Origin of the sequence: Rhizobium leguminosarum, from assembly GCF_019798305.1 — a bacterium.
In the GTDB taxonomy this organism is placed as follows: domain Bacteria; phylum Pseudomonadota; class Alphaproteobacteria; order Rhizobiales; family Rhizobiaceae; genus Rhizobium; species Rhizobium leguminosarum_U.
In genome coordinates, this window is the sequence record NZ_JAAXDD010000029.1 from 1 (window position 1) to 13,570 (window position 13,570).

Here is a 13,570-nt window from a genome sequence, read left to right on the forward strand (position 1 = left end):
GACAGAAAACTTCAAATCCTGCCCCCGCAACCAAATCTTCCCAAATACACTTACTCAAAAGCCCGCCTCGTGCGGGCCTTTTGCGTTTGTGCTTACCGATGGATCGAGGCAGGCATCCGCCGGGCAGGAATTGGATCAAAGACGATGACGGCGGGCGACAGGCAAGAAGGGGAAAGGCAGTCGGCTGGGAGTAATTCCCTCAAGACCCGGCTTCGAAGCTGGGCGCGAGGCGTCAAGCAGGACGTTCACGCGCTCTATCTCGCCGCTCGCGACCCGCGCGTGCCGTGGTATGCAAAGTGGTTGCGTTCGTCGTCGCTGGCTATGCGCTTTCACCCATCGATCTCATTCCGGATTTCGTACCGGTCCTTGGATAACTCGACGACAGTGTCATCGTCCCGGTGGGCATTCTTCGGGCGGTCAAACTGATTCGGCCGGAATCTGGCCGAGCATCGTGCGACGGCAGCGCGCTCTCAAAGTCCCTGGAGCCGCGCCGCGATGGTCGCCATCATCGCGATCTGGATTGGCGTCGGTCTGATCACATCGACAATGATGCTGAAGGCTATCTCAGCTCGAGCCTGCGTTGCCAAGCATGGCTAAAGAGGCATGAAACCACCGAGCCACAACCAGAGGCCAGCGAAGACCATGGATAGGACTGTGATCGGTACGCCAGCTTTCGCGTGATCCCGAAAAGTCAGCCGTACCCCTTGGGCTGAGGCACGCTCGGCCACGATCAGATTTGCAAGGCTTCCGACCAGAAACAGGTTTCCGGCCAGCGTCGAAAGAATGGCGAGGCCGACCAGGACCCCCTCCGGAATCTCTTGCCAGACCTTCAGGATCATCACCACGGCGGGAACATTGCCGATCGTGTTGCTCAGAAAGAGCGAGATCGGCACAAGGAACGAAACTCGATCGGGAAGGAGGCCATGGGCGGCGAGCATCCGCACGGCCTCCTCCGGAATTCCGGTCCGCGCGAAGGCGTCGTTGACGACGAACAAGGCCGCAAACAGGATCAGCAATGGCAGGTCGATTTCGCCGAAGAGTTGCCGGGTCGGAAGGGTGCGGCTTACGATCAGGCAGGCGGCGACCAAAAGAGCCGAGATCTCACGTGGCAGCGGCGTGGCAAACAAGACAAGCAGCGCAAGAAGGGCGACGGTACAGATTCCGACCTGAATGCGGTCGAAGGCTACAGGCTCGAGGGGGGCGCCGTCGTCTGCCGCTGCGAGACTTGATCGCCAGATGAACGCGATGCATCCGAAACTGAGAACAAGACCTGCGATCGCCGGGACGACGGCCTGCGCGAAATAGGGCCAGAACCCCAGCGCGCCGGCCTGACCGATGAGGATATTTTGTGGATTGCCGATCAAGGTGGCGGCCGAACCCGCGTTGCTGGCCGCTGCGAGACCAAGCAGGAATGGCCGCGGGTCGAGTTTCCGCACTTTGAGGCCGGTGCACAGCAGCGGCGTCATGGCGAAAACAACGATATCGTTGACAAGGAAGGCGGAGAGGATGCCGCCGACCGTGATCGTCAAGGCGAGCAGGCGCAGCGGCCTGCCTGCCTGGCCCGCTATCCAAACCGACGCCGCGTCGTAGAAGCCGCTTGCACCAACACGTGCGGAAAGGATCATCAAGCCGCCAAGCAAAAGCAAGGTCGGAAAATGGATCGCCTCGCTTATCCCGTCGACGGGAACTGCCGCGAGAGCGACTAGCGCGACTGCGACGATCATTGCGATGCCGGCGCGGTCGATCCTAAGTCCCGGGACGCGTCCCAATGCCATCCCGAGATAGGTGAGCCCGAAGAGAATAACGACGAGATTTGTCATTGTGGGAGGCCGTCCATCGCGTCCGTTTTCGATCGCCCCATTGTGTCGACAAAGGCGGGCAGCCGGTCAAGCGGCTCCTGACCTCCCACGTCTTGTTTCGCTAATTCCCAACGCGAGTAGAGACGCTCTCAACTGGAGTTTCTCCTGCCTCGCATCGTCGCCTCCCATCTGATTGTGGTGAAGACCTCCGCTTATGATCTTGTAGAGCGCCGCCGATTTCAGGCGCGTTGCCCATCTCGCCCCAAGCCATGCAACAGGCTTCCGCCGAGCAGGTTGGTAACGATAGGCCAGTTCTCAGCGATAGCGGCGAAAGGCACTGTTCCGGCGCGGAACGACAGGGCGGTTGCGACCACAACGAGGCTCATGGCCTTGTTAAGGATGACCGCTTCCAGGGCTGCGAAACTGAAAAGGCCGATCAGAAGAGGCAAGCGGAACTCCGCGCCGCCAAGGCCAACCAGCCCGCCGAGCGTGCCGATAATTGCCCCTCCGCCGAATGCAATGGGTAAGCTTCGAGACTGAGGTGCTGTCGTTGCGTTCACCGATATCGCGGTCGATAGAGCCTGATGGAAATATCGACTCTGTAGCGGCTTTCGTTGGCCCATGCCAGTCACATACCCGCCAAGTGTAGCTAATGCTTCATCATCATCGGAAGCGTTCTATGTGACAACAGATAGCGCGTGACGCGGCCGAGCAGCAACTCCAAGAAATATCCGTGCTTGTAGGCGCCGATCAGCAGGCAGGTGGCCTTCTCGATTTTCGCGAAATCGAGGATTGTTTCGCCGACGGAGCGGCCGCCTGAGTTGATCGCGATAACGTCGCCGTCCAGCCCGAGTTGCTTGAGCAGTTCCCGCGCCGTGAACTGATAACTTCCGTCGGGTTTGTCGTTGACGCAGAGAACGGTAATGCGATCGGCCGCGGTCAACCAGTGTCTCGCCGCGACGACGGCGCGCTGCGCATGATCGTGCGGCTTCCAGCCAATCACGACATGGCCGAGCAGGTTGCCGGCATATTGGCCGGGTGGCGGCACCAGCACCAGCTTGTGTTCGTTGAACAGGAGATCGTGAAAAGCATCGCGGGCGTCCATATTGCCATGGCACGGGGCGACGACGAGCGTCGTCTCGTGGCATTCGGTTGTCACGCAGCGATTGAGATCGCCGCGGCAGTCGTCGAGAAGGAGACGCTCTCGATCGGGCTTTTCGTGCTTCCAGTCCTCGAAAGCCCGCGTCACCCGCGCGAGCCGCTGGCGCGGCGAGCCTTCGTCCATATCCCGCAGCATCTGCAGGTCGATTTCCTCGGGCGCCGCAATCATGTGCTCCGGATCGGCACCGACATGGGCGGCAGCCATTGTGCCGTCGACGGCGCGTGCGGCGTCTTCGGCGACATCGAGGCTAAGCCGCGCGGTTGCCGGATCGGGCAGCAATGCGAGCACATCGGCATGGAGGGTGACCTCATGCACGTCGGCGAAGATGACGCCCGCCTGCAGCGATGGCGGTTTCCGCTGGCTGTCATTTGAGGGTGCGTTATTCATGTCGGGCCTCCTTCGCGATGCTCCCACATCGCTTCTGGTCCCTGTTTCGATCCTATTTGAGGAGCGGGTCAATTTGCCGCTTCATTGAAAGGGGCCGGAACAAATATTACTCTCCCATCCCAGACCCGGCAACGATTCCGCTGGACTGCACCGCATTATGCGGGTGCACATCAGTTCCCGATGCCAGTTCGAAAATCTCTTTACTCAGGGTCCTCGCCGAAGCTTGTGCGCAATGGCTTTCCCTCGATCAGCTTGTAGGTCCTCGACCCGTCTTCCCGGCGCCGACGACACTCCTGCCGGCGATGAGGGCGAGGCAGATGTCGTAGAGTCCCCCGAACCGATGCTTCTTGAGCGAGGTATCAAGCGGCGAGGGAAAGACAGAAAGCGCGCCGAGCTTTTCGAGCCGTTCACGCAAGTTGAGGCAGCCGACATAGAAGGCGAGTTCCAGCCGCAGCATGTCGAAGAAGCGGTTGATGTGATCGACAGCATGGCTGGTCGCCTTGGCAACGAGATCGACACCGCGGTCGGCGAGCCCGGCCAGCGCCCGAGAACCGCTTTCGTCGCGCGGCCGGTGCGAGCAATACGCCGCTTGCCTGCATGATCATGGGTATCGAGCTCTTTGGTTCGACGCATACGGTCTACATCGCTGTCGCCTGCTTCCTCGCCTATCTCTGCAGCGGACACTCCAGCATCTCTCTGTCGCAGCGCGTCGGTGTTCCCAAGACGACCGCGGCCAATGATATCCCGCCCGGCGTCTCTCTCCGCCATGTCCGCGACCTCAACGCCCAGGTCCTCAGTAATCTCGTCGGCCGGGTTCGTCTTCGGACGATCACAACCTCCTTCCAAGAAAATCTCGGATCAACCCATTTATCGGTTCTTAAGCAAAGAATGACAGTTTGGCTCCAGTTGGTGGTGAGGGTGCATTCATGGTAAATGGTTTGATGTCGCGGGTTCGCATTCAGACAAAGGTGCTGGTACTTTTGGCGCCATTTGTCGTTAGCCTATGCGCAGTGGGGCTGACGGGCTACTACGCGGCCAGCCTTCTCGAAGGTCGGATGGAGATCTCCAACCATGTTTTGCAGTCCCTGAATGGGTTCAAACATGTTTCTTCCAGCATGACCGGCTTTCTGATGAAGCCGTCGCAGGAAGCCCGTGATACCGCGCTTGCGGACGCCCGAGAGCAACTGGCAAACCTGAAGCAGACGATCGAGAGCCTAAGGCCGACGACCGATGTGGGGCTTCTTGACCGGGCACTCGATCAATCGCAAATCATCCCGCAAAAGATCGAAGCGATCTGGCAAATCGAAACGGGGCAGCAGAAAATTCTCAGTGATGTTGACGCTGCTTCCGCGGCACTTCTTGATCTGCAGGGGCAGGTTGGCAAGCGCTCGTTCATGCTGATGGCTGGCGCGAAGAAGACGGAAAATGCCAACAAGGGCGGTCTGAACAATTCCGTCTCCGTCAGCGCCGCCGCCAGTGTCGTGACAAAACTTCGCAATGACTATACGAATGCGACGACGCCGGCTGACAGAGTTAGCCTGTTGGCCAAATACGCGCCCGATTTGCAAAAGGCAAAGGAGCAGCTTTCGCCTGCGGTCGCGACCGACAAACAAGCGCTCGCCGCGCAGTATGCCGCTGCTGTGGACGTCATTGCCAACGCTTCGAAGGTGTCGCCTGACACTTTGGATGTCCCAGCAACGGATGCCACCGTTGCCAATCTTGCTGCAACTGGCGACGGTCTCAAGACGATTGGCGACGATCTGATGCGGACCTCCGTGCTCGCGCTTGCCGCGTCGGACAAGGATATCTCGCAGGCGACGAATGTCGGCAACGAACTGCGCGCCATCGTTAACAGCAATAACGAGATCCGCGTCGGCTTCGCCGAACTCGCCGGCAATCCAGACGACGCGCGCGTGAAGAAAGTCCAGCAGTCGATCTACATGTATCAGACCGAGCTCGGCCGTCTTGCCGGCGTGGTGAACGACGATCCCGTCTTTGCCGAAATTCCGAAGAAGGCTCAACCCGTCCTCGATCTGCTTGCAGCAAACGCGGCGGCGCTCTCCGAAGGTGCGGCGCGCAAGCTGGCTGAATTCGACAGCGCTGCGGCGCAGATCGGCAACACCTGGAACCTGCTTGCTCAATTCGCCGAGACGCAAAGGCAAAATGCTGGGCAGGATCGTCAACAGGCCAATAGGATATCCGGTGGCGCCATTGTGTTCGGCATCCTGATCGCTATGACCGCGGGTGCCGCGCTGGTCATCACCCTGAAGGGACCGATCACCCAGATTACCGCAGCGATGGGCAAGATCGCAGAGGGAAGGCTCGATACCGCAATCACCGGCGAGGCACGGGGCGACGAAATCGGGGAAATGGCCCGTGCGCTTTCCGTCTTCAAACAAAATGCGCTGTCGAATGTCGAAATGGAACAACAGGCCGAGATCGCGCGTAATGATGCGGAATCTGAGCGCGCCCGCAACGAACTCGAGCGGCGTAGCGCCAAGGTCCAGGTTGACGCTGCAATCGAGGCGCTTGCACAAGGTCTCACGAGGCTGTCGCGCGGAGAGTTGAATTTTTCGATCGATGCGCCCTTTGCCTCCGAACTCGACCGGATCCGCACCGATTTCAACATGTCGGTCGCGGGTCTCAAGGAGACGCTCTGCGATATCCGCGAGACGTCTTCCCTCATCAGCGACAATGGCCGCCAGATGGCGGAAGCCGTTGATGACCTAGCCAGCCGAACGGAAAAGCAGGCGGCCGCACTTGAGGAAACAGCAGCGGCAGTGGAGGAGATTTCTTCCGCCGTCAACACCTCTTCAGGACGGGCAGCAGCAGCGCTTGCGCTAGTCCAACGCGCCAAACAGGGCGCTGACGCCTCGGCCTCAGTGGTCCAGAACGCTGTTTCGGCCATGGGGCGGATTGAGGACGCGTCCGGCCGGATCGTTCAGATTGTCAGTGCCATCGACGCTATCGCTTTCCAGACCAATCTCTTGGCCCTAAATGCTGGAGTCGAGGCGGCAAGAGCGGGTGAGGCCGGCAAGGGCTTTGCTGTCGTGGCGCAGGAGGTGCGGGAGCTGGCGCAGCGATCGGCTCGCGCAGCCAAGGAAATCGGTGAGCTTATCAACAATTCCGTCCGAGAGGTTGCGTCCGGTTCCGAATTCGTCGGCCGCACCGGCGATGCGCTGATGGAGATTTCCAGCGAGATCGTCCATATTGTCGGTCATATCGAGCTCATCGCCTCGTCAAGCCGCGACCAAGCGACGACACTCCATTCGATCAACGCATCGGTGAACGATATTGATCGTATGACACAGCAAAATGCGGCGATGGTGGAAGAGACGAATGCTGCCACCCGACAGCTATCGTCCGAGGCGCTTGCACTTACCGACATGATTGCGCGCTTTCGGCTTGAAGGCCACGAGAGCGCGGCTTCAAGAGGGTACCGGACTGCTGCATGACGGTAGCAGGTATTCTCGCAGCACCTGCTAACTTGCTTTGAGATGGGTGATTTCCAATCAGCAAGCTGATGAGTAATACGTTTCCCTTGATCAGGTTTCAGGCGCGCGATAGTTGCTAAAATAGCAATCTTCTAATATACGTGGAGCCGCCGTTTAATATTTCCGCGGCGGCAAGCAACGCCCCTCCAACTGACGGGCGTTTATTATCCTATTCAGCAGGACGTTCGATTTCATGAAGTAGATTAGAGATCTATGGGGGAGGAATAATGCGAAACTGGGCATCTTCTCTACTGGCGGCTCCGCATGGAAGGCGTCGTCTTCTGTATCCTATCTCGGGATTGCCAGCGTTCTGCGCAGTGGTGCTCTTAGCTGGCGTCGCGTCCGCGCAGGCGCCGACTGAAGAGCAGCGCAATGCGATCAAGTCGGAATGTCGCTCCGATTTCATAGCGCAATGTTCAGGGGTGACGCCGGGCGGCATCGAGGCGCTTACCTGCCTGCAACAACATAATGCCACACTGTCGGCGGGCTGCGGGAAGGCGGTGTCGGCGGTGAGCAAACCCAAGTCGACATCCGCGGAGCCGGCCCCGGCGGCGCCCGCAACCACTGGGGCGACCACACCGGCGCCGGCGACGGCCGCACCGACGCAGGCGCAGCGCAACGCCGTCAAATCGGCCTGCCAACGCGATTTTATGGCGCAATGCTCTGGTGTCACACCGGGCGGCACCGAGGCCCTCAGCTGCTTGCAACAGCACAATGCCGCTCTATCGGCGCCGTGTCAGCAGGCCGTTGCGGCCTTGGGAGGCTCAGCCGGGGGAGGATCAGCCGGATCAAGCCCAGCCAGCGGCGGTGCTGCGGCGACGGTTGTGACCACGCCCGCTCCTCGGGCCATGATGCCGGCCTTCTCGCCGCGCGAGGATCTGATGATCCTGCGCGAAACCTGCGGATCGGATTTTCAGGCTCTGTGCCGCACGGTGCCTTTGGGCGGAGGACGGGCTATCGCTTGTCTGCGGGACAATTTGCAACGCGTGTCGCCTGCCTGTTATAGGGTGCTGACCTCGGGATTATAGCGTCTGTGTGAATCTCGATCTGTGAAGGAGGTAACCCGAGCAGCGTCGCACTGCGACGACCCGCGCGATAGTGATCGCAGCCGCTTACCGAACCTTCGATATTTCCGCATCCGCATCCGCATCCGCATCCGCAACGCCAACGCTTGCGGTTGTCGGGCGCCCTTTCCAATATTCCTCGAGGCGCTGCAGTAGGACGTAGAAGGACGGGACGAAAAGCACGGCGAGGCAGGTCGAGGCGATCATGCCGCTGAAGACCGATATGCCGATCGACTTGCGGGCGGATGCGCCGGCGCCTGTCGCCAGCACCAGCGGCAGGACGCCGAGGATAAAGGCGAAGGACGTCATCAGAATTGGCCGGAAACGCAGGCGGGCGGCCTCGACGGCCGCCTCCAGTATTTCCATGCCTTCCGCCCGCCTCTCGCGCGCATATTCGACGATGAGGATGGCATTCTTCGATGCAAGCGCAATCAGCAGGATGAGGCCGATCTGCGTATAGAGATTGTTGGCAACGCCCGCTGCGGTCAGGGCCGCCACCGTGCCGAGGAGGGCGAGCGGCACGGCGAGAATGACCGCCAGCGGCAAGATCCAGCTTTCATATTGGCCGGCGAGCACGAAATAGACGAGGAGGATGGCGAGCGCGAAGACGAAATAGATCTGCCCGCCCACAGCCTTCTCCTGATAGGACAGCGCCGTCCATTCGAAGCCGGCGCCCGGCGGCAGCGTTCGATCGGCAATCTGTTCCATGACGTCGAGCGACTGGCCCGAACTGAAGCCGGCGGCTGGCCCGCCAACGATTGTTGCTGAGGGGTAGAGATTGTAGAGGCTGATCAGGGAGGGGCCTTGCGTCGTCGTGACATCGACGACCGTGCCGAGCGGCACCATTGTCCCGTCACCGGCCTTGACCTTCAGATTGCGGATGTCATCCGGGCTGACCCGGAAATCGGAAGCGGCCTGCGCATAGACCTGGAAGGTGCGGCCGAATTTGTTGAACTGGGCCACATAGCTTGAGCCGACGTAGCCGGAGAGCGCCGAGAAAACCTGACCGACGGTAACCCCCAATGTCTCCGCCTTGATGCGGTCGACGGCGACTGCGAGTTGCGGCACGTTCGAGCGGAAGGGCGTGCTCAGCCTTTGCAACGACGATTGGGCACCGCCGTTCTTGACGATCGTATCGGCAAGCGATTGCAGCAGCGGGTAGTCGGAAATGCCGTTCTTGATCTCGACCTGCATGGTGAAGCCGCTGGCATTGCCGACGCCCTGGATCGGAGGCGGCACGACCACCAGCGTCTTGGCGGCGAGCACCCTTTGCAGCGCGCCGTTCAGATGCTGGTAGATCGACAACAGATCCTGCCCTTTCTGCTTGCCGCGCTCGTCCCAATCCTTGAGAACGACATAGGCGACGCCGGCATTCTGCAGGCTGGCGTTGTTGTCGAGAACGGAAATGCCGCTGATGGTCAGCACCTGATCGACGCCAGGTGTGGCTTCGGCGATCTTGCCGACCTCGTTCATCACGGCATCGGTGCGCTCCTTTGAGGCACCGTCAGGCAGTTGTGCACTGATCAGCACGTAACCTTGATCCTCGATGGGTAGGAACGCGGTCGGCAGACGGGTGAGGCCCCAGACGGCGACCCCGATCAGCACAATTGCCGCTATGGCCATGACACCGGCGTGGCGGGTCATCGATCCGATCAGCCCGGCATAGCCGCGTTCGCCTTTGTCGTAGACCCTGTTGAAGCCGCGATAGAAGACGTTGCGTTTCTCGGGCGGGACCGGCGGCCGCAGCCAAAGGGCGCATTGCGTCGGCTTCAGCGTGACGGCATTGATGGCGCTGATCAGCGCCGTGGCGGCGATCACGAGGGCGAATTGCCGATAAAGCTGTCCGGTCAGGCCGGGCAGGAAGGCGGCCGGAATGAAGACGGCCATCAGCACCAGCGTAATGCCGATGACCGGACCGAGGAGTTCCTCCATCGCCTTCTCGGCGGCCTGTCGGCCGGACATGCCCGCCTCGATGTGGCGGGCGACACCCTCGACGATGACGATGGCATCATCGACGACGATGCCGATGGCGAGAACGATGGCAAACAGCGTCGACAGGTTGACGGTGAAGCCCAATGCCGCCATGGCCGCGAAGGCGCCGATGATGGTGACCGGAACGGTGGTCGCCGGCACAAGCATCGCCCGCCAATCCTGCAGGAAAACGAGAATGACGATGAGAACGAGAACGCCGGCCTCGATCAAGGTGACGTAAACTTCGTCGATGGAAGCCTCGACGAATTTGGTCGTGTCGAACGGCACATGATATTCGAGGCCCGGCGGGAAGCTCTTCGAGAGCTCCTGCATTTTTGTATTCACCGCTTGGGCCACCGCGATGGCATTCGCCTCCGGCAGCTGGAAAATGCCGATACCGGCTGCCGGCCGGCCGTTCTGCATGAAGGACTGGCTGTAAGTCTGGGCGCCGAGTTCGACGCGGCCGATATCGCGGATCCGGGTAATGCGGCCGCCCTGTCCGCTCTCAACCTTGACGACGATGTTTTCGTAGTCGGCCGCCTCGTTCAATCGGCCATTGACATTCAGCGTGTATTGGAAGACCTGCCCCTTCGGCACCGGCGGAATGCCGATCTGGCCGGCGGTGACCTCCTGGCTCTGCTGCTGCACCACGTTGACGATATCCTGCGGTGTCAGACCACGCGCCTGCAGCAGGTTCGGGTCCATCCAGATGCGCATGGCATACTGGCCGGCACCGAACACGGTGACGTTGCCGACACCCAGCAGGCGGGCGAGTTCATTCTGCAGATTGATGACGGCATAGTTCGACAGGAAGAGGCTGTCATAGCGGCTGTCGGGCGAGGTCAGGCTGACGAAGCCGAGGATCGCCGTCGATTTCTTTTGCGTCGTCACGCCCTGAAGCTGCACCGCTTCGGGAAGCGATGACATCGCTATGGCAACGCGGTTTTGCACCAGAACCTGCGCTTGATCGGGATCCGTTCCGATGGCAAAGGTCACCGTCAGTGAATAGGTGCCGTCGCTGGCGCTCGTCGACTGCATGTAGAGCATGTCCTGCACGCCGTTGACTTGCAGCTCGATCGGCAGGGCAACGGTATCGACGAGGGTCTTGGCGCTGGCACCGGGAAAACGCGTTGTCACCTGCACCGTCGGCGGAACGACATTCGGATATTGCGCCACTGGCAATTGGAACAGGGCTACCGCGCCGATGAGCACGAAGACCAACGCCAGAACGTTGGCGAGTACCGGTCGCTCGATGAAGAAGCGCGAGATCATGCTGTTGTCCTTAGAGCAATTCCAGGAAAAGTGCGAAGCGGTTTTCGGTCCGGAATTGTGACAAAACAAAAGGTTAGAGCGGTTCTGCGTTTCCATGAAAGGCTGAACCGCTCTAGACGGTCAGATGAAGCATGGTGGCGAATTCATTGCGTGGTGGTGGTCTTTGCCTTGGTATCGCCGGCGGCAGCTGCCGGCGGGTTCATTTCCATCTTCTCGGGCGTGACCTTGCTGCCGGGGATGGCCTGCTGGATACCTTGGGTTACGACCCAGTCGGACGGATCGAGGCCGGAGTTGATAACACGGAGCGAACCTTCACGCTGGCCGGTCTTGACCTGCTTCTGCTCGACGACGTCGTCGTTGCCGAGAACGAGCAGGTAGCTGCCCAGCTGGTTCGTTCCGATCGCATCGTCGCGCACCAGCAGAGCCTTGTCGTTATGGCCGACCGGCACCCGGACGCGCACGAAGAGACCGGGCAGCATGGCGCGGTCCTTGTTGTCGAAGAGTGCGCGCACCTGAAGCGTGCCTGTAGAGGCATCGAGCTGCGGCGAGACGTAGTCGAGATGTCCCTTGTGCGGGTAGCCTTCCTCGGTCTGCAGGCCGAGCTCCGCAGGAATGCTTGGAAGGTCCGTCTGCTTGAAGGTATGTCCCTGCTTTGCCAGCGTTTCCTTGATTATCAGCACCTGTGTTTCGCTGACGTTGAAATAGGCATAAAGCGGATCCGTCTGAACGATGCTGGCAAGCTTGGTGGGGCCTGATACGCCGACAAGTGCGCCGATATCGACGAGGTGATCGGTGACGGTACCGTCGAAGGGGGCAAGCACTTCGGTATATCCGAGGTTGATCGTCGCGAGATCGAGATTAGCCTGAGCGTTGAGGATGGATGCATTCGCCTCGTCGAGCGTTGCCTTGGCGCTGTCGACGGCGGTCTGCGTTGTGACCTGTTGCTTCGACAGATTGAGCTGTCGGTCGTATTCCTGCTTCGCGCCGACCTGAGACGCCTGTTGCGAGGCGAGCGATGCCTTCGCCTGGTCCAATTGCGCCTGATAGGTGTCGCGCTCGATGCCGAAGAGCTTGGTACCCTTCGTCACCGTCATGCCGTCTTGATAGTCGATGGACTGTACATAGCCTTGAACGCGCGCCTCGATATCGACCGAATTGAGCGGCGCCGTATTGCCGGTGAGTTCGAAATAGAGGGTTACCGGCTGCTGGACCGGCTGGGCCACGCGAACCGCAGGTGGAGGAGGGGGAACGTAGGTGTTGCCGCTTCCCTCGCAGCCAGCGAGAATTGCCATGCCGGCGAGCACCACAGACAGGTGCAGACCCTGATACAATCTCACACGCATTGCCGCCGCCCCGATGTTTACGAGTCTGCTGCATAATTCATCAAATCGAATTGATTTGAGGAATTATGGAGTAATTTCAGAGATCTACAGCGTCCTTTGCGCGTCTGAAAAGACGCGCGGCGCTGTAGTCTTCATGCGTGCCTCGGCGGAGACAACCCCTCTCCGAAAAGCTCCGGGCATGCGATATTATGTCGCGGCATTGCTAAAGATTGCAATAGCTGCTGGTGCACAATTAAACTGTGTCGAAGCTCATCCTCGAAGGCCAGCACGAAACTAGGGTTTCCCGAGGCGCTCTATGGCGGACCGCAAAGGCGCATCCGAAACATGGACCAGCCCGACATATGGGTTGGCCATATCAGCAATCAGGAAGATCGCGCCCGCGACGGACAGGGCGCAGACAAGCAGAATTGACAACACCGTCGGATTGGCCGGCGCCTGCAGCCCGAAGGTCGCAAAAAGCAGCGCAAGCCAACAGACGAGAACCGTAAGGAAAGCCCAGGGCAGACCTTCCTTGCCGGATTCGACCAGAAGCCAGTGGGTTTCGGCCACCATACCGCTCACCTCAAGAGCGCGCGCCTGGAGAGAGCGCTGCACCGCATCCTTCGGTGCCAGGGATCGAAGGTCGCTTTGAACCGACTCTATATCCTGATATTCTCCCAGTGCCTTGCCGGATGTCTCGTCGGTGGTTTCGGCAGTCCGGCCGCGGCTCAGGCGTTTCTCGATGAGTTCGCGCAGCAATTGACGCGCCTTGTCGGTTTCCGGCCCGTATTGCGCCATGACGCGGTCAAGCAGCAGTATCCGTGCCGCCGCCGTTCGCATCTCCACTTCGGCATTGTCATAGGACGACTTGGCGGATGCGATCAGAAGGCCGAGCTCCAAGGCCGACAGCGTTCCCACCACTGCGGTCGCGAGCCTGATGACGTCCTTGGATTCTGCATTGAGATGGTGATCCGGCAAGCGGCCGCGCACGATCAATCCTATCGACGTCGCCATCGACAGAAAAACAAATACAAGCCCGCCAACCAACAGTGAGCCCAAGTCCGGTCTCCGTATCGCCACGTAAGTCCTGCAGCCACCT

General features: G+C 60.1%; 8 protein-coding genes and 3 pseudogenes. 5 read left to right on the forward strand and 6 right to left on the reverse strand.

Features of this window, described 5'->3' with window-relative positions:
* Nucleotides 1–198: 198 nt before the first annotated feature.
* Nucleotides 199–519: pseudogene (locus tag HFO99_RS32160) on the forward strand (YkvA family protein); the annotation flags it as partial.
* 74 nt (nt 520–593) lie between these two features.
* Here HFO99_RS32160 and HFO99_RS32165 read toward each other — a convergent pair.
* The 3 genes and pseudogenes from HFO99_RS32165 to HFO99_RS32175 form a co-directional block, all read right to left on the reverse strand.
* Entirely contained in the window at nt 594–1,820 is a 1,227-nt protein-coding gene (locus HFO99_RS32165; protein ID WP_222365671.1) for an SLC13 family permease, read from the reverse strand.
* A gap of 189 nt (nt 1,821–2,009) precedes the next feature.
* Nucleotides 2,010–2,185, reverse strand: a pseudogene (locus tag HFO99_RS34020) (sulfite exporter TauE/SafE family protein); the annotation flags it as partial.
* A 263-nt stretch (nt 2,186–2,448) separates the two neighbouring features.
* A complete protein-coding gene (locus HFO99_RS32175; protein WP_222365672.1) occupies nt 2,449–3,348 on the reverse strand; it encodes a universal stress protein in 900 nt (299 codons plus the stop codon).
* Nucleotides 3,349–3,580: 232 nt separating this feature from the next.
* Between HFO99_RS32175 and HFO99_RS34025 the strand changes: the two genes are divergently transcribed.
* The 4 genes and pseudogenes from HFO99_RS34025 (at nt 3,581) to HFO99_RS33735 (ending at nt 7,870) form a co-directional block, all read left to right on the forward strand.
* Nucleotides 3,581–3,949, forward strand: coding sequence for a hypothetical protein (locus tag HFO99_RS34025; protein WP_409994952.1), 369 nt, complete (start codon nt 3,581–3,583; stop codon nt 3,947–3,949).
* Nucleotides 3,916–4,281: pseudogene (locus tag HFO99_RS33730) on the forward strand (chloride channel protein); the annotation flags it as partial. The gene HFO99_RS34025 and the pseudogene HFO99_RS33730, both read left to right, overlap by 34 nt.
* Nucleotides 4,275–6,803, forward strand: a complete 2,529-nt coding sequence (locus HFO99_RS32185; RefSeq protein WP_222365673.1) for a methyl-accepting chemotaxis protein — start codon at nt 4,275–4,277, stop codon at nt 6,801–6,803. The pseudogene HFO99_RS33730 and the gene HFO99_RS32185, both read left to right, overlap by 7 nt.
* 266 nt (nt 6,804–7,069) lie before the next feature.
* Complete coding sequence (locus tag HFO99_RS33735) at nt 7,070–7,870, forward strand: hypothetical protein (RefSeq protein WP_261323436.1); 801 nt, start codon at nt 7,070–7,072, stop codon at nt 7,868–7,870.
* Nucleotides 7,871–7,954: 84 nt separating this feature from the next.
* Here the strand turns inward: HFO99_RS33735 and HFO99_RS32190 are convergent, their stop codons facing one another.
* The 3 genes from HFO99_RS32190 to HFO99_RS32200 all read right to left on the reverse strand — a co-directional run bounded on the left by HFO99_RS32190 (nt 7,955) and on the right by HFO99_RS32200 (nt 13,530).
* Nucleotides 7,955–11,149 (reverse strand): efflux RND transporter permease subunit, encoded by a 3,195-nt coding sequence (locus HFO99_RS32190; RefSeq protein ID WP_222365674.1) that lies wholly within the window; start codon nt 11,147–11,149, stop codon nt 7,955–7,957.
* 143 nt (nt 11,150–11,292) lie between these two features.
* Nucleotides 11,293–12,492, reverse strand: coding sequence for an efflux RND transporter periplasmic adaptor subunit (locus HFO99_RS32195; protein ID WP_222365675.1), 1,200 nt, complete (start codon nt 12,490–12,492; stop codon nt 11,293–11,295).
* Between the two features lie 273 nt (nt 12,493–12,765).
* A complete protein-coding gene (locus tag HFO99_RS32200; RefSeq protein WP_222365676.1) occupies nt 12,766–13,530 on the reverse strand; it encodes a DUF4239 domain-containing protein in 765 nt (254 codons plus the stop codon).
* Between the last annotated feature and the right edge of the window lie 40 nt (nt 13,531–13,570).

Excerpts from the sequence above, each read along its gene's own strand:
- HFO99_RS32165 (WP_222365671.1), bottom strand. The coding sequence starts at position 1,820 with ATGACAAATCTCGTCGTTATTCTCTTCGGGCTCACCTATCTCGGGATG.
- HFO99_RS32175 (WP_222365672.1), bottom strand. The coding sequence starts at position 3,348 with ATGAATAACGCACCCTCAAATGACAGCCAGCGGAAACCGCCATCGCTG.
- HFO99_RS34025 (WP_409994952.1), top strand. The coding sequence starts at position 3,581 with ATGGCTTTCCCTCGATCAGCTTGTAGGTCCTCGACCCGTCTTCCCGGC.
- HFO99_RS32185 (WP_222365673.1), top strand. The coding sequence starts at position 4,275 with ATGGTAAATGGTTTGATGTCGCGGGTTCGCATTCAGACAAAGGTGCTG.
- HFO99_RS33735 (WP_261323436.1), top strand. The coding sequence starts at position 7,070 with ATGCGAAACTGGGCATCTTCTCTACTGGCGGCTCCGCATGGAAGGCGT.
- HFO99_RS32190 (WP_222365674.1), bottom strand. The coding sequence starts at position 11,149 with ATGATCTCGCGCTTCTTCATCGAGCGACCGGTACTCGCCAACGTTCTG.
- HFO99_RS32195 (WP_222365675.1), bottom strand. The coding sequence starts at position 12,492 with ATGCGTGTGAGATTGTATCAGGGTCTGCACCTGTCTGTGGTGCTCGCC.